Raw genomic sequence first — 22,044 nt, 5'->3', positions numbered from 1 at the left:
TCAGCCCTGTGCGCTGCTCAGGCAGCGGTCGAGGAACGCGGTCAGCGGCGCGACGTGGACATCGGGTCGGTCCCACTGGTTCTCCAGGTTCTCCGCCAGGTGGTGGGTGTCCACGACCTGCCCGTCCCGGTGGTAGCGGACGACGGGGTGCAGGTAGGCGGCGGCGTGGGCCTGGCCGACGACGTTCTGGGCGACCCGGCCGACCGTGATGTCGAACGGATCCACCTGGTCGTGCTCGGGGCCGTACTCCAGGGTCACGACGAAGGCGTGCCGGTGGTCGTGGTCGGCGGTGCGCAGGCCGGTCTCGGTGAAGTAGTCGACGGGTACCTCGTCGTGGTAGCGCGCGTGTGGTCCGGCGACGGTGACCACGTCGGCGAGGAAGCCGAACTGCTGCCACAGGGCGGAGGTGCGGTTGACGCGGGCGATGATGGCGTCGGTGATCGACTCCGCGGTGGCGTCCAGCGCCGCCGACGGCCAGGGCGTGTCGTCGTACCGTCGTTCGAGGATCTTGTGCAGGGCCCGCACGGCGTACCGGAAGCCGTGGATGAAGCCGCTGGTGGAGCGTTTGAAGTCGCGTTGCTGGCTGAGGGTGCCGGCGAAGTAGAGGTCGGGGACGTTCACCGACTCCCAGGCGGGGGTCTGGGCCGGGAAGCGGTCCTTGATCGTCAGTTCCGGGCGGCAGGTGTCGTCGAAGATCGACGGGTCGAAGGCGAATCCGGTGCAGGCGAGCACCCGGTCGTACCAGAGTTCCTTGGTCACCTCGTCGGCGCGGGAGAACGCGAACGTGACCCGGAAGCCGGTGCCGTCGCGCTCGATGCGTCGGACGTCGCCGTCCAGGATCGCGTTCGCGGACTTCAGCTGGTAGGTGTCGAGGAAGTTGTTGTTGACCGCGCGCAGGTGCCCCACGTAGTGGGTCCGCCAGGCCATCCGGACCGAACTCGGCCCGGCGAGATGGATCAGGGTGGTGGTCTCCATCAGGTTGTCCGCGGTCTCGAAGGCGGAGTTTCCCTTGCCGATGATCAGGACCTTCTGGTCGAGGTAGTCGCGCGGGTCGACGGACATGTCCGCGTACTGTTCGGCGAGTTCCAGGCCCGGGATCTGCGGGAGGTACGGCCGGGAGACACCGGTGGCGACGATGAGGCGCCGCGCCCGGTAGGTCTGTCCGGCCTGGACCTCGAAGATCCCGTCGACCTTGCCGACCGACGTCACCCGGGAGTCGTAGCGGACCTTCGCGCCCGTCTTCGCGGCGAAGTCCGCCAGGTAGCGCAGCATCACGTCGGCGTGCGGGAAGTACCGCTCGGTGTAGCCGGTGAACCGCAGTGCGGGATCGTCGCTGAGCAGCGAGTTCCAGTCCAGCCGCAGATTCGCCTCGGGATCGTCGGAGCCGGTGTGCGGCTTGTTGATGGAGATCAGTTGCCGGTGGCGGGGATAGCGGGCGAAGAACGCCCCCGGGATGTCCGCGCCCTCCAGCACCAGATAGTCGTGCTTACCGTCGGCCTCCAGCAGGGCGGCGAGCTGCAGGCCGGCCGGCCCGGCCCCGATGATCAGATAGTCAAGCGTCACAGCAGCCACCTCAGGTGAGAGAGTTCGGAGAAACGTCGACAGTCGCGATGACGTCGGCGGCGCGCCGTACGTCACCGTCCAACGGCCGGTCCGGGTCGATCGGCGGTACGGCCGCGACCAGCGCGGCCAGCACCTCGGCGCAGCCGGGCGCGGTCGGTTCACGGGCGCCGACGTACGCGGCCTGGCGCAGCCCCACCGCGAGCGACCCGACGATCAGGTGCAGCAGCCGGGCCTGGTCCAGCGCCCGCAGCGCGGCCTGGGTGCCCAGCGGGATGACGTCCTGGTTGTGCAGGTTGGTCGGCAGGCTCTGCATGCTCGCCGGTACGGCGTCGCGGCGGATCTCGGCGACCAGCGCGGTCGCGGCCAGTTGCACGCCCTGTAGGCCGTGCTGCTGTCCCGGTCCAGCGGCCAGCATCGGTGGCAGACCGCCGTTACGGTGCGGGTCGACGAGCAGGTCGAGTTGACGTTCGGCGAGGTTGCCGACCTGCGCCACGACCATCGACAGCAGGTCGGCGGCGAACGCGGCCGGTTGGCCGAAGAAGTTGCCGCCGTGCACGACGAGGTCCTCGTCGGGAAAGAACAACGGGTTGTCGCTGACGCCGTCGAGGTCGGCGGTGACGACGGAGTCGACGTAGCGCAGGGCGTCCTGCGCCGCGCCGAGCAGTTGTGGTGTGCAGCGGATGCTGTAGGGCTCCTGTAGTGGGCGTGTGCCGGACGGCACGAGCCCGGCGCTGACCCCGCGCATGTACGCGCCCACGTCGGTGGCACCCGGGTGGCCGTAGGCGCGCAGGAGCCGGGCGTCGAGGAACTGCGGGTCGCTACCGAGCAGGTCGGCGAGCAGGCAGGTGAGCATCTGGACCGCCCGGTGCGAGGCGCGCACCGAGTCCAGGGCGAGGGCCGCCGCCGCGGTGGTCAGCGACGTGCCGTTGACCAGGGCCAGGGCGTCGCGGCCGTCCAGTGGCAGGGGTGTCAGACCCGCCTTGTCCAGCGCCTCGGCGGCGGGCAGTCGTACGCCGTCGAGGTAGGCGTACCCGCGTCCTCGCAGGGCCTGGGCGGCCGCGCCGAGTGGGATCAGGTCGCCGCTGGCGCCGACCGATCCCAGTCGGGGCACCGCAGGGACGAAGGTGGTCGCGAGCATCGCGGTGAGGGCGTCGATGACGTGCGGGGAGACTCCCGATGCGCCTCGGGCCAGTGACCGGGCCCGGATCAGCAGGGTCGCGCGGACGACCTCCGGTCCGAGGTCCGGGCCCTGCCCCGCACCGAGGTGCGCGAGTGTGTTGTCGGCCTGGTCGCGCAGCTCGGCCCGGCCCGCGTACCCCACCAGGGCACCGAAGCCGGTGGTGGCGCCGTACACCGCGCGGTCGTCGCCGAGCACGTCGGACAGGAACGCGCGGGCGGTCGCGACCCGTTGCCGGACCTGGGGCCCGACCACGACCGTGACCGGTTCGCGAGCGGCGCTCAGGTCGGCGATCCGCAGCGGGGCCGCGAGATCTACCTTTCTCGTCATGCGACCGGACCTTAGAGGCGGAATCTCAGAACGCTCTGAGATCAGCTCGTTACGTTGCGCTGCATGCCGCTCGATTACCTGATCATCGGAGCCGGACCGGCTGGACTCCAGCTCGCCGCCCTGTTGCAGCGCGACGGTCGTGACTATCTGGTGCTGGAAGCCGGTCCCACACCCGGCACCTTCTTCACCACCTATCCCCGGCACCGGCAACTCATCTCGATCAACAAGATCTGGACCGGTTCCGAGGATCCGGAGTTCAACCTGCGGGCGGACTGGAACTCGCTGCTCACCGACGATCCGGCGCTGCTGTTCAAGAACTACAGCCGGCGCTACTTCCCCCACGCGGACGACCTGCTGCGGTACCTCGCCGACTTCGCCCACGGCCTACAGGTCAGATACGACACCCGGGTCACCCGGGTCGCACGGGACGGCGACGTGTTCACCGTCTGCACCGGCGAGGACACCCTGACCGCCCACCGTGTCGTGGTCGCCACCGGGGTCTCCCAGCTCTACGTCCCGCCGATCGAGGGCGTCGCACTCGCCGAGCGGTACGACACCGTCAGCGTCGACCCGGACGACTTCACCAACCAGCGTGTGCTCATCATCGGCAAGGGCAACTCGGCCTTCGAGACCGCCGACGCGCTCGTCGAGACCGCCGCGGTCATCCACGTCGCCGGCCCGCACTCGATCAAACTGGCGTGGCAGTCCCACTACGTCGGGCACCTGCGCGCGGTGAACAACAACTTCCTCGACACCTACCAGCTCAAGTCACAGAACGCGGTGCTCGACGGCACCGTCGAACGGATCACCCGACGCGACGACGGCGGCTACCGCATCGACTTCCGCTACGCCCGCACCGTCGAGTCGACCCGGCACCTCGACTACGACCGGATCATCCTCTGCACCGGGTTCCGATTCGACGCGAGCATCTTCGACCCCTCCGCCCGACCGCGACTCGTGCACAACGACCGCTTCCCCGAGCAGAACTCCGCCTACGAGTCGGTGAACGTCCCGGGCCTGCACTTCGCCGGCACCCTCACCCAACAACGCGACTTCAAACGCTCCACCAGCGGATTCATCCACGGCTTCCGGTACGGCGTGCGCGCCCTGCACCGCATCCTGACCGTCCGCCACCACGACTCACCCTGGCCGTCCACACCGCTGGAGAACACTCCGGAGGCGATCGCCGACGCCCTCATCACCCGCCTCAACCGCACCTCGGCACTGTGGCAGCAGTTCGCCGTCCTCGGCGACGTCGTCACCGTCTCCGGTGACACCGCGCGCTACCACGAGGAGGTACCGGTCGACTACCTGCACGACGGCGGCCTGGGACCCGCACCGTTCGCCGTCGTGGCCACGTTGGAGTACGGACCGGACCACGACCAGGTCGACCCCTTCGACATCACGATCCCCCGCATCGCCGAGAACGACGCCGAACACGCCCACGACGCCAGCTACCTGCATCCGGTCATCCGGGTGCACCGCGGCGGGCGGCTCGTCGCCGAGCACCACCTCGCCGAGAACCTCGAGAACCACTGGGACCTTCCCGCCGTGCACCACCAGCCACTCGTGCTCTTCCTCAAAGGCGTGCTGTCCGATGCCGACTGAGATCTGGCCACAGCCCGTGCTGGACCTGCTCGCCACCGGCGGCGACCGACCGGTCTTCCGCGACGGCGACCGGACGGTCACCGCCGCGCAGATGTCCGGACTGGTCCGCCGGATCGCCGCCGGACTACGCGCCGCCGGAGCCGGGCCCGGTGTCGGAGTGGCCCTGCAACTCGGGGTCACCGCCGAGGCGTTCGCGACGATCATCGCGGCCTTCGCCGTCGGCGCCCGGGTCTCCGGCATCCGTCCCGACCTGCCCTCGGCGCAGCTCACCCACCAACTCGACGACAACCCCCTGCACGTCACCGACGCGCACGTCACCGACCTGGCGGCCACCCCCGACCCCGGGACCACGCTGGTCGCGGCCGGACGCCTGGACGACATCGCCCGGATCACCTGGACCAGCGGCAGCACCGGCACCCCGAAGGGCTGCGCCCAGACCTACGCGGCGATGAGTGCGGCCTGGGCCCCGTACCCGGACCGCTGGCCCCCGGCGGTCGCCGACCTCGCCCCCCGCCTCCAGCGCTACCTCGTCTTCGGCTCGCTGAGCAGCCAGGTGATGCTGGAGTACGCCGTCCTCGCCCTGACCGCAGGTGGCACCCTGATCGCCGACCGGTCCCCCGGCTTCCCGGGGATGATCAGCCGGAACCGGGCGACCGCCAGCGTGATCACCGTCGGTAAACTGCACCAACTCGTCCAGGACCACCGCACCGCACCCACCGACCTGAGCAGCCTGCAGGCACTGCTGGTCTCCGGCTCCCCCCTCGCGCCGGGTCGGCTCGCCGAAGCACTCGACGTCCTCGGCCCCGTGATCTTCCACGGTTACGGCCAGACCGAGACCGGCATGATCACCATGGTGACGCCGGCCGAGATGCTGGTCTCCCCGAGGGTGCTCGCCTCGGTCGGCCGAGCACCCTCGGTGACCGAGCTGTCCATCCGTGACGCCGACGGCCGCCCCGCCACCGAGGGTGAACTCTTCGTGCGGACACCGGCGCAGGCCACCGCCTACCAGGGCGACCCCGTCGAGACCGCCGAGGTCTTCGTCGACGGTTGGGTCCGCACCCGTGACCTCGCCCGCCTGGACAGCGACGGCTACCTGCACCTGCTCGGCCGGATCCGGGACGTCATCATCGTGCACGCCACCCTCGTGTACGCCGGGCCGATCGAACGGGTCCTCGCCGCCGACCCCACCGTGGCCGAGGCCTACGTAGTCGGCCGACCCGACGACCTCACCGGGGAGGCGGTGCACGCCTACGTGGTGCCGGCCGACGGCCACACACCCGACGCGGCACGACTGCGTGCCCTGGTGGCGGAGACCCTCGGAGGGGCGTCGGCGCCGCAGACGATCCAGTCGATCGAGCGGGTGCCGGTGGGGCCGAGCGGTAAGCCGGACAAGCGCACCCTGGCACGCATGACCTGTTAGCAGCACTACGATGCCCCGCATGTGGTGGGATCGCGGCAGTGGCGGGGCCGGCCGGCCGTGTCCCGGTCGAGACGGGCTGGCCTGATGAGCCCCGGTGGCACCGACGTGAGCCTGCTGGAGCTGGTGGCGGGTTTCCTCGTCGCGATCACGCTCATCACGGTGATCACGATCGTCCTGCGCCGCCGCAGTGGCCGCCAGGACCTGCTGGGCACCCAGGTACGCGAGATGCAGACGCGGGCGGCGGCGTCCCCGGACGCGGACACCTGCCTGCGGGACGCGGCCACCCGGATCGCCGACGCCCGCATGCGCGAGGCGGCCTCCCGTGATCCCGTCCCTGCTGAAGCCCCTTCTGACGCGCCGACGTCCGACGTGTCCGACGCGGATGCGGCGGCACCCGGCGTGGGTTACCCGGATGCCACGGCGCAAGAGCGATCAGCTCAGGACGCCACTGCTCCGCCGGCCGGGTGGCCGTCGGCGCCCGGCGGGAAGAACGACGCGATGGCCGACACGTTCGCCTGGCTCCGGATCGCGGCACTGGTGGAGGCCGGGCAGCGCGAACAGGCGATCGAGCTGCTCAGCACCACGATGGCCATCTCGACAGACGAGGCGGAGATCCTCGTCGACGGCCTGAACGACACGGGCCGCGAGCAGCGCCCCGGCTGACCGCCGGTGGCGCAGACATAGGCTGGCTCGGCGTCGGCACCACCCGGACGGAGGAAGCAATGTCCCGCACACCGCTGTCCCTGCCGCAGCCACCCGCGCGGGCACCCGAGTTCGGTCGGGACGCGCTCATCGTGTGCGAGAACCTGGTGCGGATCTACCAGACCGGTGCGATCGAGGTGCAGGCACTGCAGGGACTGGACCTGACCGTGGACAGCGGGGAACTGGTCGCCGTCGTCGGTGCATCCGGGTCGGGCAAGTCGACGCTGCTGTCCATCCTGGCCGGCATCGACGCCCCGACCGCCGGACGGGTCCGGGTCGACCGGTGGAACCTGCTGGGAATGTCCCGCACCGACCGGGTGCACTACCGGCGGCACACCGTCGGGTTCGTCCGGCAGCAGACCGCCAGCAACCTGATCCCGTACCTGACCGCACGGGAGATGGTGGACCTGCCGATGACGGCGGCCCGCACCGCGAAGGCCGAGCGCCGGGACCGCGCGGCCGAGCTGCTGGACAGCCTCGGTGTCGCCGACTGCGCCGATCGGCGCCCCGGTCAACTCTCCGGCGGACAGCAGATGCGGGTCGCGATCGCGGTGGCGCTGGCCAACCGACCACGGGTGCTGCTCGCCGACGAGCCGACCGGCGAACTGGACGCCGCCACGTCGGCGGAGGTCTTCGGCGTACTGCGGGACGTCAACCGGCGCTACGGCGTCACCGTTGTCGTGGTGACCCACGACCCGCAGGTCAGCGGTCAGGTCGAACGGACCGTCGCGATCCGGGACGGGCGCACCAGCAGCGAGGTGCTGCGCCGCACCACCACCGACGCGGTGGGCGACACGCACATGGTCGCCGAGGAGTACGCCGTGATGGACCGCGCCGGGCGGGTGCAGGTGCCCCGCGACTTCCGCCAGGCGCTGGCGCTGACCCGACGGGTCCGGCTGGCCCTGGAACCCGACCACATCACGATCCGGCCCTCGGGAGACGGCGAATGAACAGTGAGCCGCTGTTGCGCGTGCGCGACGTGCACCGGCGCTTCCGCACCGGGCCGAGCGTCGTGCACGCCCTGCGTGGTGTGTCGTTCGACGTGGCTCCCGGTGCCATGGTGGCACTCGTCGGCCGGTCCGGGTCAGGCAAGACCACCCTGCTCAACACCATCGGCGGCCTGGATCGCCCGGACTCCGGCACCGTGCACGTCGACGGCACCGACGTCACCGCGCTCGACGAGGACGGTCTGTCCCGGCTGCGGCGCGAGAAGGTGTCGTACATCTTCCAGAGTTTCGGGTTGATCCCGGTGCTCTCGGCCGCGGAGAACGTCGCCGCCCCGCTGCGGCTGGCCCGCATGGCCCCGACGGAGCGTGAGCGGCGGGTCGCGTTGCTGCTGGATCTGGTCGGTCTGGCCGACCACGCCCGGCAGCGTCCGGCCGAACTCTCCGGCGGCCAGCAGCAGCGGGTGGCGATCGCCCGCGCGCTGGCCGCCTCGCCCCGGCTCCTGGTCGCCGACGAACCCACCGGGCAACTGGACGCGGAGACCGGCCTGTCGGTGATGGCCCTGCTGCGTGGGGTGGTCGAGTCCGAGGGTGTCACCGCCCTGGTGTCCACCCACGATCCGGTGATGATGGCGTTGGCCGACCGGGTGATCCGGATCCACGACGGGCAGCTCCACGACGAGACGGCCGGACGGCCGGACGAGTCCGTGCCGGGCGCGGAGTGACGCGCCGATGCTGAGGCTGGTCAGTCGGCGTGCCCGCGCGCAGTGGCCGTTGCTGGCGGCTCTGATCGGGGTGGTCACGGTCGGCGCGACCCTGCTGGGCACCTGCACCCTGCTGAACACCCGCACCGCCGAGCGGGCGCTGGAGGTCGCCATGGGTCGCGCCGCTCCCGCCGCCGTCGACGTGACCGTCTACACCGGCAGCGTCGAGGGTCCGGACGCGCGGTCCGTCGCCGCCGACACCCGCACCGTGCTGGCCGCCGCGCTCGCCCCGTTCCCGGTGACCATCACCGCGCGGGCCTCGACCGTGCTGCGGGCGTTGCCGCCCGGGCTCGCCGCGGGCACCACCGTGCCGGCCCAGGCGTACCTGTCGGGGCTCGACGACCTGCCGACCCGAGCCGAGCTGATCGCCGGGGGCTGGCCGCGCGGGCGTGGTGACGCGGTGGTGCTGGAGTCCACCGCCCGGTTGCTCGGCCTCGCCCCCGGCGACCGGGTACGCCTCGGCGCCGAACTGGCCCACGATCCCGTCCCGGCCGTCGACGTGACCGTCGTCGGTGTGGTGCGCCCGATGCCGGGTCGCGGCTGGGACCGCGACCCGTTGGCCGCGGCAGGCGTCGCCACCGGCCACCAGGACGGCCGTTTCCGGCAGCCGGTCAACGCTTACGGACCGTTCCTCGTCGACCTCACCGACCTGCTCACCACCGGCGCCACCGTCGACCGGATGGAGGTCACGGCCCATCCGGACCTGTCCCAGGTCACCCGCCGCGACCTGGAGACGGTGGCCGGGGCCGTCCGTAACGCCGACAGTCTGTTGGCCGGGACCCTCGGCGAGCGCGTCCGGCTCGCTCGGGTCGCCTCCGACCTGCCGCTGACCCTGCGTACCGCCGACGAGCAACGGCACGCCACCGCCACTCTCGTGCTCGCCATCGCCGTCCTCGGCGGTGTCCTGACCGCGACGGCACTCGTCCTCGCCGGCCGGCTGACCGCCGGCATACGCGCCGACGAGACCGCCCTGCGGACCGCCCTCGGCACCAGCCGCCGTCAACTCGCCGCCACCGCGACACTCGACGCCGGGTTCGTCGCCGCCGTCGCCGCCGCGCTCGCGATCCCGGCGTCGTCGGCCCTGCACGCCGGCCTGACCCACCTGTCTCCCCTGGCCGACGCCGGCCTGGGCGCCCGGCCGGGCATCACCGGTGCGCAGGTCCTCGCCGTCGCCGGCGGTGCGCTGGCGCTCGCCGCTGTCCTGACCGTCCTGGCGATCCGGCCGGGCCCGGCACCCCGCGACCGACGCACCCGCCGCGAACTGCTGGCCCGCTCCGGCGCCGACCTGATGCTCGCGGCTCTCGCCACGACCGCGTGGTGGCAGCTGTACGCGCAGCCCACCATCGCCAGCCCTCGCGCCGACACGGTCCGGGTGCTCGCACCGGCGCTGCTGCTCGCCACCGGTGCCGCCCTGGCGCTGCGGGTGGTACTGCCCGCCCTGCGTGGCGCCGACCGGCTGGCGTACCGCGCGCGTGGGCTGGCCGTGGTGCTGGCGGTCGCCGAAGCCGCCCGCCGGCCCCAGGCGGCCGCCGCCGGTCTCCTCGTCGGGCTGGCCTGCGCGGCGGCGACCTTCGGCCTCGCCTTCGACGCCACGTGGCACCAGTCGCAGCGCGACCAGGCGGCGCTCTCCGTCGGCACCGACCTGGCGTTGTCCCTCAGCGCGACGCCGTCGTCCGGAGACGGCGTGGACGTCGCCGCGGCTACCTCGGGGGCGGTGAGTCCCGTTCTCCGCCGGGGTACCGCCGTCGGTCAGTGGCTCGGCACCGCCGGCGACGCGCCGCGCCTGGTCGCCGTCGACACCACCCGCGCCGACACGCTGCTCCGCGGACGACTCGACCACGACCGCACCTGGACCGATGTCGGTGCGCGACTCGCCCCACCGACCCGCGCCACCGGCCTCCCGCTCGCCGCCGGTGCGCCTCTGCTGCTCAGCGGCACCGCGACCGGCGACACTCCTCTCGCCGTGACCCCCCAGCTGCTGCTGCAGGACGCCGCCGGTCTACGCCTGCCCTGCACCGGTCCCCCCGTGCCGCTCGACGGCCGGGAGCACCGGCTGCCCGCGTGCGCGACCGCCGACGGACTGCACCTGGTCGCGGTGTCCCTGCCGATCACGGCCGATCCCGATGCCGCCGTCGGCAGCCGCGTCGCCGTCGCCGTCACCCTCACCGTGCCGCCCAGCGGATCGGCTGACGCAGCGAGGTGGACCGCCACGTCCGCGCCGCCGATCCCGACCAGGCTGCGCGATCCCACCGTCGTACTCGCCGCCACGCCGACGCAGACCGCGCTGCGGATGGCGGCAACCGTCGACCTGGGTGGCGCGGACGGCGCCCGCACCCTCGTCGCCACCGCCTTCCCCGACCCCGGCCCGGTGCCCGTCGCCGTCTCCGCCCGCTTCGCCGACGCGGTCGGCGGCATCGGCACCACGCTCAGCGTCACGGTCGGCACCACGCCCGTCCCGATCGTCGTCACCGAGGTCGTGCCGACCGTACCGTCGGCCCCCGGTGCCGTCGCCGTCCTGGCCGACCTGGACATGCTGTCGCGCGCCCGCGCCGTCACCGGCGACCTGACGTTCCCGGTCGACGCCTGGTGGGTCGGCCACCCCACCGGTCCCGACATCGCCGAGCGGGCCACCGCTCTGCACCTGGGCACCGTCACGACTCTCGAGGCGGAGACCGCCCGTCTCACCGGCGGCCCGTTGCACGCCGCGCTGCCCGCCGTACTGCGGCTTCTCGTCGCGGCCTCGGCCCTGCTGCTGCTCGCCGGCGTCGTCCTGCACGTGACCTGCGATCTGCAGGCCCGCGCCGTGGAGGTGGCGCGGCTGCGCGGCCTGGGGATGACCCGGCGCGGCATCCGGGCCGTGCTCCTCGGTCAGCACACCGTCATCCTGCTGCCCCTGCTCGCGGCGGGCGCGGCCGTCGGCGCGCTCGCCACCGGCCTCGTCGCTCCCCTGCTGGTCCGCTCCGACACCGGCGCCGCGCCCATCCCGGCCGTCCAGCCGCACTGGCCGTGGCCGGCCGAGGCTGCGCTGCTCGCCGTCCTGCTGGCCGCCTGCCTGCTCGCGGTCGCCGCGGTGGTCACCGTCCAGGTCCGCCGGGCCGACGCCGCGCATCTGCGGGTGGCTCCGTGACGCGGCGGCCGGCCCTGCGGCGGCCGGCGCCGCACTGGCCCAGCGTCCGCGGCCGGGGCCGGGCCGACGCCGGGGCGTTGCTGCTCACCGCCGCCGTCATCACGGCCGTCGCGCTGCTCGCCGGGGCCGTACCGGCGCTGCTCCGTGCCGCCGCCGACGACGCCGTCCAGGACACGGTCCGCCGCGCGGGCACCGACGCGAACGTTCTCGTGCACGCCGACTGGGAACGCGACGACGGGCCGACCGGCGGCCGGTTCCGGATGTCCCGCCTCGCCGAGGACGTCGAGGACTTCCGCGAACGGGCGGCCTTCGCGCTCGGACCCGACCTGGACGCCGCGTTGTTGCCGCCCATCGCCGTGGTCAACACCCCGGTCCTCACCATCACCGGCGGCAACCTGCCGCGTACCTTCCAGCTCACCTACCTGGCCGATGACCTCGGCGGCCCGGACGTGACCTGGATCGCCGGCAGCGCACCCGGCCCCACGGTCCCCGAGCGGTCCGTCGAGGTCCCCTATAACGGACCGCCCTGGCCGGTGCAGGTCGGCCTCTCCGAGGCCGACGCCGCCGCCCTCCGCCTGGGCCCCGGCGATCGCCTCGCGGTCCAGGACGGCCAGGGCAACGGCAAGGACGTCCGGATCAGCGGGATCTATCGACCCGCCGACAGCGCCGACCCTGCCTGGCGACTCGCCCCGGCGCTGCTGCGTCCCGCGCCCGGTGCCGACGGGGTGGGCACCACCCGGTTCGCCGGTCTGCTGTCACGCGAGTCGCTGCCGGACGCCCGGCTCGCCTTCGACCAGGACCAACTGCGGCGCACCGTCCACTTCGCCCCCGAACCCGGCGCGTTGACCTGGGGTGCCACCGCGACGCTCGCCGGCCAGGTGGTCAAGCTCAAGGCAGCCTCCGGCTCGTCGGCGGTCCGCGACGACTCCCTGAAGTGGGAATCGTCGCTCGACAGCGTCCTACGCGACTCCCGTACCCAGATCAGCGCCGCGTCCGTGCAGGCCGCCGTCCTGCTCGGCGGAGTGCTGACCGCCACGGTACTGGTCCTGCTGCTCGCCGCCGACCTGCTGGTCCGTCGCCGTACTCCGGCACTGGCCGCGGCTCGGCAGCGCGGTGCGGCGCTCCCCGACCTCGGTGCGGAACTGGTCGTCGAGTCCACGATGGTGGCGCTGTCGGCCGCCGCCGTCGGGCTCGTGCTCGCCCGCGCGGCCGCACCGGGCGTCTCCTGGACCTGGGCCGTCCCCGTGGTCCTGGCCGGTGCCGTGGCCGGGCCGACGTTCGGGATCCTCGCTGCGGCCCGCGCCAGCCGCGACCGGCGCCAACCGGCCAATCCGGCCGCGCGGCGGTGGATCCTGGCCACCGGCCGGCTGCGTCGTGCCGCGGTGGAGGCGACTCTGCTGATCGCGGCGCTCGCCGCCGTCGTGACGCTGCACCAGCGCGGGCTCCTGCCCGTCGCCTCCGACGACGATGCCGGCGAGCTGACCGGCGACCTGGTCCTCCCGATCAGTGCCGTCGCGCTGGGCGCGCTCGCCGGCGCGCTCGTCGTGCTGCGGCTGCTGCCCGTCGGAGCGCGGTTCGCGCTGCGCCAGTCCCTGCGCTCACGCCGTCCGCTGGCCGTGTTCGGCGCCGCGCGGGCAGCCACCACGGCCGCACGGGCGCTGCCGCTGCTGGTGCTGATCAGTGCCACGGCGCTCGCGTCGTTCGCGCTCGTCGTCGGCGCCACCATCACCCGGGGTCTGACCGACGGCGCGTGGAGCACCGTCGGTGCCGACGCCCGTCTCGACGTCGGTGCCGACGCCGCGAGCGCGACGCCCGCACTCGCCGAGCGCATCGCTGCCGCACCCGGGGTCGAGCAGGTCGTCGTCGCGCAGGTGACCGACTCGGCGCGCGTCTTCACCGAGTCGACGCCGCTCACCCCACGCCTGGTCGTCGTGGACGCCGCCGCGTTCGCGCGCCTGCTGGCCACCACCCCGCTGCCCGACGCGCCTGCGCTGGCGCGGCTCGCGACACCCGGCCCCGGCTCCGCGGACGTCCCCGCGCTGGTCCGATCGGGCGGCGGCGACGTGCCGACGGGCACCCGGCTGCAGCTGTCACGGGACGGCGGCCCGGCGATCCGTCTCACCTCGGTCGGTACCGCTCCCTCCGTCGGCGGCGCCGGCGACGTCGTCATCGTGGACGCCACGGCCCTCGGCGAGGCGGGGCTGCCCGCCGTTCCGAACACCGTCTGGGTGACCGGCTCCGGTGCGGCGCAGGCCGTGTCGGCAACCGGCGTCGCCGCCGATGTCGTACTGCGCACGGACGTGCAGCGGGTGCAACGAGCGGCTCCGCTGACCGCGGGGACACTCCGACTGGCGTGGACGGCCGCGATCGTGGTGTTGGCGCTGGGACTGCTCGGCCTCACCCTCGCCGCCGCCGCGGGTGCCTCGGAACGGTGGCAGACCCTGAGTCGGCTGCGGACCCTCGGCCTGCGGCCCCGCGACGCCCGCTGGGTCGCCGCCGGAGAACTGTTGCCGCCGGTCGTGGTCGCCGCGGTGTGCGGCCCGCTGCTCGGGGCCCTGCTCGCGCACCTGACGCTCGGCCCGCTCGAACTGCGGCTGCTCACCGGTCAGGCCGCCGATCCGGCGACGGTTCTGCCGTGGTGGCTGCTCGGCCTGTTCGGTGCGACGTTGGTGGCGACGGCCGCCGCAGTCGTACCTGTCGAGGCGGCGCTGCGGCGACGCGACCGGCTGAGCGAGGTCCTCCGCGCCGGCGAGTGACCGGCATCCTGGTCGACCGTGGTGCCGTGGTTCATCGTCGCGTGGTGAAACACGAACCCACCCCATTGAACGAGACTTCGATATTTACCGCAAGTAACATCACCTTCACCCACGGTGTGGCGAAGGGTGCGACACCGGCCTCGCGGCACACCACAGCCGGATGCGGAGGTCGGAGATGCAGGACGAACAGCACCGTCGTCGGTCGGTGAGTCGCCGGGACGTGATGCGGGGCGCGGCCGTGCTCGGCGGTGCCGCCGCAACGGTCGGGTTGGCCGCACCGGGCAGCGCGACGGCGGCTCCCGGCCCCGCAGCGGTGCAGCCGGCACGGGCCAGCCTGGCCGGGCTCGACGACTGGCTGGGCTCCCTGGTGCAGGTGGCGAGCGTGGCGGCGAACGTCCTGCCGATGCTCGTGCTGGCGCAGCGGGGGCAGACCTCCGACCCGTACCAGACCGGTGGCGTGCAGTTCGAGGTGATCAACATTGATGGTGAACCGAACCTGTACGCGCACAACGTCTCCGGTGACGACGTGGGACTCTCCTACACGTTGACCCAGTCGGAACCGGCGACGAACACCAGCGTGTACCAGCCGCTGCCCAAGGGCGGCGCGTACAAGTGCGAGCCCGATCTGCACGCATTCACCGACGGCCAGGTCTTCGTGGCCCCCAACCCGGCTTCCACCGGGTTCACCGGTGGGCTGGCCCGCACGCTGAGTTTCGCGGTACGCGGCCTGACGATCGGGGCCGTGGTGCAGGTCGTCGGTGGCGTCAAGCTCTCGGTGACCAAGGATCCCGCGACCGGATCGTTCACCGCGGTCATCGAGGCCACCGGCACCCCGAAGACGCTGCGGGCCCAGGTCGAGGCGACCGGCCCGGACGGCAACGTGGTCCGCGCGGTGTGGGACGCCTCCAGCTCACCGAACCGGCCCAACAACGACACCATCAACCTTCCGCTCCCGGCCGGGGTCAACCTCGACCCGGTGGTGCAACTGCTCCAGCTCTACGTGGACCTCGACGCGCCGGGACTGGACGCGGTCACCGCCGACCGCCGCAGCCGGGTGGTCTATCTCTGATCGATTCGCTGCGCCGACCCTCGTCCCGCCACGGGGGCTCGGTCGCTCAGGAACGGGCAGACGGTACGGCGCAGGCGCCTCAACAACTGGCGAGCGTCTCGGTCAGCACCTCCAACAGTTGCCCATGTGCCGGCGCCGGACCGTCGATCCACCCAGGAATACCGATCACCGAGACCAGGTCACGCAACTCGTCCATCCGGGGAATCCAGTACATCCGGTGTTCCGGGTTCGCCTCGCAGCAGGCCACATCCTCCAACGCCTTCCCCCAGGCACCCACGGGCCATGGCTTGGCGGCCTGCTCCACAGCCTGCTCCACGGTCATTCCCAGCGCCGTGGTCACCGCACCGAACACGGTCGCGTTCCACCTGCCGTCATCGACTCGCCCCCGCTGCTCACCGAGCACCCCCGCAGCGAGAAGCCCTGCCCGATCACGAGCTCGCGGGTCCAGATACATCAACCGCAGCAACCGGTCATCCCAGGGCTTACGGTGCGACGGATCGGGCTTCGGCTCCAGATAGTCAAGAGCGAAGGTCACCGACAGCGGCCCCCGCACCCCGTCGAACGGCTCCACCACGGACGGTCCCGGAGCGCGATACCGGGAGTCAGCCGGATCGACCGCGCGACCGTTCTCCCCCACCAGGTCAAGAATGGTCTTGAAGACCGGCAGCAACCGGTTGGCCGGATCCTGTTCACTCAACTGCACCAACTCCTGCCGGATCTGCGGATGCAGCAGATCGCCGGTGTTCTCCCGGAGGAAACTCTCCGCCGCCGGCCAGTCGGGCTGCGCCAACCACTGCGTCAGCACCTCGGAATCGGCACGCTGCACCGCATTCGGCGACACCTCACCGGCGACTGCGAACGAGGCCATGCTGAACGCCCGGGCCGACCAGTGCACCACACCATCCGGACCGACAACCTGCCACCTCGCATCGGGACCCGCACCATCCGGACCGATCACCGGCAACCCGTAACGACCGACCACCGTCGTCACCTCGGAGACCAGCCCCGTCGCCACCACCAGCGGCTGCTGTCGACGGCGGCCGAACTGCAACAACACCATGCCGAGGGCAGACAGCACCGCACTGCGTGGCCCCAGGCCCTCGCCCGCATCGACCACCACCACCGGACGCGCAGACGACTGCGCCGCCACCACCACCGCCGAAGCCTGCGACCACTCCCGCCACCGAGCCATCTCACCCACCACCACCACACCCCGGTCATCGGCTACCCCACGGCGACCACGGCCGACCGACACCTCGGCGACAGCGGCACTCTCGTGAGTGGCTGCCACCGACTGAGCGCTCATGGGCGGGCCGAGCGAGACTGGCTCCTCACGAGGATTTGCTCGGCCGCCGTCGTGCTCAGGCCAGTCGTCGGAGACCATCAGGTAGTTGGGATCACGCCACCCATCCACCACCACCGGGCCTACGGCAGCCGGGACAAGAGCCGGATAGGGGTACGTGACCATCGCCTTCCGACCATCACGCCACCGCACCCATACCGTGGTCGCGTCGAACCGATACGCCACCACGGCCCGCGGCGATCTGCCACCGATCCGCTGCCCGAAATACACCATGAGCTTGTCGACTGACATCTGACCCGCGGCACTGATCGTGCCGAGCCGGGCCGGCGTCGCCTGCTCGCCCGGCTCCTGCGGCCAGCCCTCCACCACCACGGGCCTCCGTTCCGCCGGATCGAAGACCGGGTACGGGTACGTGACGGTGGCCTTCCGACCATCGGGCCACCGCACCCACACCGTCGTCGCGTCCACCGTGTAGTCGACCGTGGCATCGGGATAGCGCTCCCCGATACGCACGAACCGGTTGTTCGCCTTCAGAGTCCTCTGCTTCAGGGCGGCGCGGACGAACCGCGCCGACGGGTCCGGTTGGCGTGACCAGCCGTCCGCCACCACCGGACCGGCAGCAGCAGGATCGAATACCGGGAACGGAAAGGAAACCATGATCTCCGTGCCACCACCCGGTGAACGCGCCCACACCGTCGTCGCGTCGTATCGGTACTCGACCTCGCCCCCGGCCGCGAAGTGTGCGCCCAGCGACACGTGGCGGCCGTCGAGACGCAGCTGGCCGCCGCTGTCCGGCTTACCGGACCGAGTTGCCGCCGCCAGGTCATCCGGCTGCTGCGGCCAGCCCTGCACCAGGGTCGGCGTGGCACCACTCGTGCCGAAAGTCGGGGTCGGGTAAACGACGATGGCCTCGTTGCCATCCGGCAGCCGTACCCATACCGTCTTGTCGTCAGTCCAGTACTCGACGGTGCCGCTTCCGTGCCTCGGCCCCAACTGCACGACGCGACCCTGGATGATCAATTTTCCGTTGCGGAGATCGCCGGTGGACGCTGTCTCCTCGGGAGGCGGCCAGCTCACCCAATTCACCGCCGGCCGGACGGCCGCGTTCAGCGGCTCGTCCAGATCCATCAGAACGGGCAGCGATGTTGCCGGACCATCGTCCTCTTCGGGCGAGAGGTCCGAGTCCATCAGATAGTTGGGATCACGCCAACCATCCACCAGCACCGGGCCCGCAGCAGCGGGATCGAGCACCGGGTGCGGGAACGTGACCATGGCCCTCCGACCATCACGCCACCGCACCCACACCGTCGTCGCATCGAATCGCAAGCCGACCAGGCCCTCGGTCGACGTCCCATCGATTGTCTCTCCCAGCGCAATCGTGCGCCCGTCCACAGACAGATGACCGCCGTGCGTCACGGTGACGCGCCGGGCCGTCGCTGCCCCTGGGCCCGGTTCCCGCGGCCAGCCCTGCACCACCACCGGCTCCGCACCCGGCGGATAGAAGACCGGGTACGGAAAAGTGGCCATCGCCTGTTTGCCACCCGGCAGAGTCAGCCACACCGTCGTCGCGTCGAACGCGTACAGAACCTGAGCATCGGGGTACTTGTCGGCCCCGAACTTGACCCGCCGGTCGTTGACCCACAGTTCTCCTCGTGACAGCTTGCCGGTGCCCCACTCCGTCGTCGCGTCCGGCTGTCGTGGCCAGCCGTCCTCCACCGAAGGTCCGGCAGCAGCCGGGATGAGAGCCGAGTACGGATAGGTGGCCATGGCCCTTTCGCCACTCGGCAGAGCGAACCACACCGTGGTCGCGTCATACCGGTACTCCACCTCGGTACGACGGTATCTACCCACAGACACCTTGCGGCCGTCGATAACAAGTCGACCCGCACTGTTCGTCATGCCGCGCCGAGCCGCCGTCGCCTGCGTACTCGGCCCCCGTAGCCAACCATGGACGAACGTCGATCTAGCGCCGGGCGGGCCGAACACCGATTGCGGGTAGACGACCATGACTCGATCACCGTCAGGCAGAAGCACCCACACGGTGGTGTCGTCGGTCCAGTACTCGACCCAGACGTTGGCGTACCTCGACCTCGTCGACACCTCACGGCCCATCACCATCAGGGTCCCGGACGAGAGCCTGCCGGCGGACGCCGTCTCCTTCGGCGGCTGCCACCGCTCCTCACTCAGCTGACTCGGCCCGCCAACATCGCTTTCCGCGCCGCCCACACCCACCGCCGGCGCTGCCGGGGCATCCACCATCGATAGATCGGCCAGATTCACCACGGACATGGGGGCCGGGTCCATCGTGCCGCCCGGAACTGTGGCACCTGCGTGACTCGATCTCAGCCGCACGTCGCGGCCCATGACCGGCAAGTTCCGGTTGCGGATCTTGCCGGTGGATGGTGCGCTCTGCGGCGGCTGCCACGGATCCTCCGTCAGTTGACTCGGCTCGCCATCGCTGGCTTCCGCGTCGCTCACACTCGCCGCGGGTGTTGCGGGGGCATCCGCCAACGACGTGTCGGCCGGATCCACCACTGACACAGCATCGTCATCAGCCGTTCCGTCCAGGTCCATCGGGCCGGACAGTGACTCCTTCTCACTGTCGTGCCACATGTCCGCCCGGAACTCCTCGTCCTGGCGAATTACATCGAGCGAGACCGGATCCTCACCCTGATCCACCGGGCCACCGTCCCAGTCGGCAGAGACCATCAGGTAGTTGGGATCACGCCAACCATCCACCACCACCGGACCCGCAGCAGCCGGGGCAGCAGCCGGATAGGGGAAAGTGACCATGGCTTTCCGGCCGTCACGCCACCGCACCCACACCGTCGTCTCGTCAAACCGGTACGCGACCGGTCCCTGAGTCGATGTCCCACCGATCTTCTTCCCGAAGTACAGGAGGAGCCGGTCGACTGAGATCTGGCCGAAGGCACTGACTGTGCCGAGTCGGGCCATCGCCGCCTGCGCGCTCGGTTCCCGTGACCAGCCCTCCTCCACCTCCGGCTTACGGTCAGCCGGGTCGAAGACGGGATACGGATAGGTGACCATGACTTTCCGGCGATTGGCTAAACGCACCCATACGGTCCTCGCGTCGTACGCGTAGTCGAGCGGGCTGTCGGGGTACTTCCTCCCCAGTTGCACGACACGGTTGTTGACACGTACCTGTCCCTGCACCAGATTGCTGCTTCTGAACTCCGCCATCGCGTTCGGCTGCTGCGGCCAGCCCTCCACCATCAGCGGTCCCGCGGCCGCCGGGTCGAAGATCGGATACCGATAGGTGACCATGACTTCCCGGCCGTCCTGCGAACGCACCCACACCGTCGTCGCGTCATACCGGTACTCGACCTTGGTTTTGGCCTCAAGGTGACCGGCCAGCAGCACGACGCGGCCGTCGACAGCGAGTCGCTTCTGCCTGTCCAGAGTGCCGGGACGAGCCGCCGACGCGAGCCCACTCGGCTGCCGCTCCCAGCTTCCGATCACCGTCGATCGATCGTAACCGGAGCCAAAGACGGGATTCGGAAAGACGACCATGGCCTTTCTGCCATCCGGCAGAAGGACCCACAGCCTCGTATCGTCAGCCCAGTACGTGACCTCGGTATCGCCGTACTTGGTTGGCAGCCGCACCGAGCGACCCTTCACGGTCATCGTGCCGCTATGGAGCATTGCGGAGGACGCTGCCTCCTGCGGAGGCATCCAGCCATCGCTCCTCAGCCGACTCGGCTCGCCACCGCCCACCACCACGCCGGTGGATCCCGGCACCGGCACCACCGTCGCCTGCAGTGATCCGTCCAGCTCCATCGGACCGCCGCCCGGCTCGGGCCAGTTGTCAGAGACCATCAGGTAGTTGGGATCGCGCCAACCATCCACCACCACCCGACCCGCTGCCGACGGACCGAAGACCGGATGCGGGTAGGTGACCATGGCCTTCCGGCCATCACGCCACCGCACCCACACCGTCGTCTCGTCAAACCGGTACGCGACCTGGCTTTTGATAGGGCTCCCGTCGTGTGTCGGCCACAACGGAACCTCCCGCCCGTCGACATCCAGACCGTTGTCACCGGCGGTCCCGAGCCGGGCCATTGCCGCCTTCCCGCTCGGTTCCCGCGGCCAACCCTCCTCCACCACGGGACTGGCACCAGCCGGGTAGAAGGCCGGGTATGGATACGTGACCATGATTTGCTGTCCACTCGGCAAGATCAGCCACACCGTCGTCGCGTCATACGTGTACCGGAGATCGGCATCGGCGTGAACGTCGGACCCGAGAACCACTCGTCGGTGGTTCACCCAGAGTCGACTCCCCGACATCTTGCCGCTGTGCCACGTGGCCGTTTCGCCCGGTTCGCGTGACCAGCCGGCCTCCGTCACCGGCCCGGCCGCCGCCGGGTCGAAGACCGGATGTGAGTGGGTAGCCATGATCTTTCTGCCATCAGGCAACAGCAGCCACACCGTCGTCGCGTCGTACCGGTACTCGACCTCAGTCCCGCCGAGGCCGTTCAGCGTTATCCGGCGACCGTCTACAGAGAGCCGACTCTTACTATCCGGAATGCCTCGCCGAGCGGCCGTCGCCTCCACGCCGGGCACCCGCCGCCAGCCCTCGACTATTCTCGTTCTGGTGCCACGCAGACCAAAGACCGGGTGCGGGTAGACGACCATGACCCGACCGCCATCAGGCAGCTGAACCCACACCCTCGTGTCGTCGGTCCAGTACCCGACCGTGGTGCTACGGCTCACCGGCCTCAGCTTCACGAGGCGGCCCATCACCGCCAGTTTCCCGGTGGTGGAGAGCGTGCCGACAAACGCCGCTCTCTGCGGGGGCTGCCAGTGCTTGTCCGAGTCGAGGACCGGCGGAGGGACCGGATCGACCACCGGCAGAAGGGCCGGATCCACCGTCGCGTCCACGTCCATCGGTACTGGCAGCGAGGCCCGGTCGCCGACCCACATACCCTCCCAGAATTCGTCGTCCTGGCGAAAGTCGTCGCCCGGCATCCCGCTGCCCCCACGCAGCCGGGCCCGCCATTCACCGTCGACCAGGCGAAAGTCCCCGGTCCGCTCGTTGGTCTCCGGATGCAGGCCGTGGACGCCCGTCCCATCGACAAGCACCGGCACATCGAGCCAACCCGGGTCACCGCCTCCTGACTGCCGCACCCTGATTTGGCTGACCAGACCTGTCGGGGTCATCTCAACCCTGAGCCACCCCCGCTTTCATGGAGCTTCTTGATCATGGTCTGATGGCCGTGGGGAGGAAGTCGTCCGTGGCAGCACCGAAGAAGTACCCCGATGA

The 22,044-nt window shown here is 71.2% G+C and carries 11 protein-coding genes; 8 read left to right on the top strand and 3 right to left on the bottom strand.

Features of this window, described 5'->3' with window-relative positions:
- Both ABZ738_RS22160 and ABZ738_RS22155 read right to left on the bottom strand, forming a co-directional pair.
- Entirely contained in the window at positions 1-1,563 is a 1,563-nt protein-coding gene (locus ABZ738_RS22160) for an NAD(P)-binding domain-containing protein (RefSeq protein WP_131051504.1), read from the bottom strand.
- A gap of 10 nt (positions 1,564-1,573) precedes the next feature.
- Entirely contained in the window at positions 1,574-3,070 is a 1,497-nt protein-coding gene (locus tag ABZ738_RS22155) for an aromatic amino acid ammonia-lyase (protein ID WP_357215905.1), read from the bottom strand.
- A gap of 63 nt (positions 3,071-3,133) precedes the next feature.
- On the opposite strand from ABZ738_RS22155, the gene ABZ738_RS22150 reads away from it, so the two are divergent.
- From ABZ738_RS22150 to ABZ738_RS22115, 8 genes are all read left to right on the top strand, one after another.
- A complete protein-coding gene (locus ABZ738_RS22150) occupies positions 3,134-4,678 on the top strand; it encodes an NAD(P)-binding domain-containing protein (protein ID WP_357215902.1) in 1,545 nt (514 codons plus the stop codon).
- Complete coding sequence (locus ABZ738_RS22145) at positions 4,668-6,098, top strand: fatty acid--CoA ligase family protein (RefSeq protein ID WP_357215899.1); 1,431 nt, start codon at positions 4,668-4,670, stop codon at positions 6,096-6,098. Before ABZ738_RS22150 ends, ABZ738_RS22145 begins: the two co-directional genes overlap by 11 nt.
- Positions 6,099-6,182: 84 nt before the next feature.
- Positions 6,183-6,761 (top strand): hypothetical protein, encoded by a 579-nt coding sequence (locus ABZ738_RS22140; RefSeq protein WP_357215896.1) that lies wholly within the window; start codon positions 6,183-6,185, stop codon positions 6,759-6,761.
- A 59-nt stretch (positions 6,762-6,820) separates the two neighbouring features.
- Entirely contained in the window at positions 6,821-7,750 is a 930-nt protein-coding gene (locus ABZ738_RS22135; RefSeq protein WP_131051509.1) for an ABC transporter ATP-binding protein, read from the top strand.
- Entirely contained in the window at positions 7,747-8,469 is a 723-nt protein-coding gene (locus ABZ738_RS22130; RefSeq protein WP_357215892.1) for an ABC transporter ATP-binding protein, read from the top strand. Before ABZ738_RS22135 ends, ABZ738_RS22130 begins: the two co-directional genes overlap by 4 nt.
- A gap of 7 nt (positions 8,470-8,476) precedes the next feature.
- Positions 8,477-11,635, top strand: coding sequence for an FtsX-like permease family protein (locus ABZ738_RS22125; protein ID WP_357215889.1), 3,159 nt, complete (start codon positions 8,477-8,479; stop codon positions 11,633-11,635).
- The gene (locus ABZ738_RS22120) at positions 11,632-14,391 is read left to right on the top strand and encodes an ABC transporter permease (RefSeq protein WP_357215886.1); all 2,760 of its coding nucleotides are present in this window, start codon (positions 11,632-11,634) and stop codon (positions 14,389-14,391) included. Before ABZ738_RS22125 ends, ABZ738_RS22120 begins: the two co-directional genes overlap by 4 nt.
- Before the next feature lie 175 nt (positions 14,392-14,566).
- Positions 14,567-15,460 (top strand): hypothetical protein, encoded by an 894-nt coding sequence (locus tag ABZ738_RS22115; protein WP_357215883.1) that lies wholly within the window; start codon positions 14,567-14,569, stop codon positions 15,458-15,460.
- 79 nt (positions 15,461-15,539) lie between these two features.
- On the opposite strand, the gene ABZ738_RS22110 is transcribed toward ABZ738_RS22115, so the two are convergent.
- Positions 15,540-21,941 (bottom strand): hypothetical protein, encoded by a 6,402-nt coding sequence (locus ABZ738_RS22110; protein WP_357215880.1) that lies wholly within the window; start codon positions 21,939-21,941, stop codon positions 15,540-15,542.
- Between the last annotated feature and the right edge of the window lie 103 nt (positions 21,942-22,044).

This window comes from Micromonospora sp. NPDC047793 (assembly GCF_040642635.1).
GTDB lineage: Bacteria > Actinomycetota > Actinomycetes > Mycobacteriales > Micromonosporaceae > Micromonospora.
This window is presented reverse-complemented; position numbering and strand designations above follow the sequence as displayed.

Coding starts and splice junctions, on each gene's coding strand:
- ABZ738_RS22155 (WP_357215905.1), bottom strand. CDS start 3,070: ATGACGAGAAAGGTAGATCTCGCGGCCCCGCTGCGGATCGCCGACCTG.
- ABZ738_RS22135 (WP_131051509.1), top strand. CDS start 6,821: ATGTCCCGCACACCGCTGTCCCTGCCGCAGCCACCCGCGCGGGCACCC.
- ABZ738_RS22130 (WP_357215892.1), top strand. CDS start 7,747: ATGAACAGTGAGCCGCTGTTGCGCGTGCGCGACGTGCACCGGCGCTTC.
- ABZ738_RS22150 (WP_357215902.1), top strand. CDS start 3,134: ATGCCGCTCGATTACCTGATCATCGGAGCCGGACCGGCTGGACTCCAG.
- ABZ738_RS22140 (WP_357215896.1), top strand. CDS start 6,183: ATGAGCCCCGGTGGCACCGACGTGAGCCTGCTGGAGCTGGTGGCGGGT.
- ABZ738_RS22125 (WP_357215889.1), top strand. CDS start 8,477: ATGCTGAGGCTGGTCAGTCGGCGTGCCCGCGCGCAGTGGCCGTTGCTG.
- ABZ738_RS22115 (WP_357215883.1), top strand. CDS start 14,567: ATGCAGGACGAACAGCACCGTCGTCGGTCGGTGAGTCGCCGGGACGTG.
- ABZ738_RS22145 (WP_357215899.1), top strand. CDS start 4,668: ATGCCGACTGAGATCTGGCCACAGCCCGTGCTGGACCTGCTCGCCACC.
- ABZ738_RS22110 (WP_357215880.1), bottom strand. CDS start 21,941: ATGACCCCGACAGGTCTGGTCAGCCAAATCAGGGTGCGGCAGTCAGGA.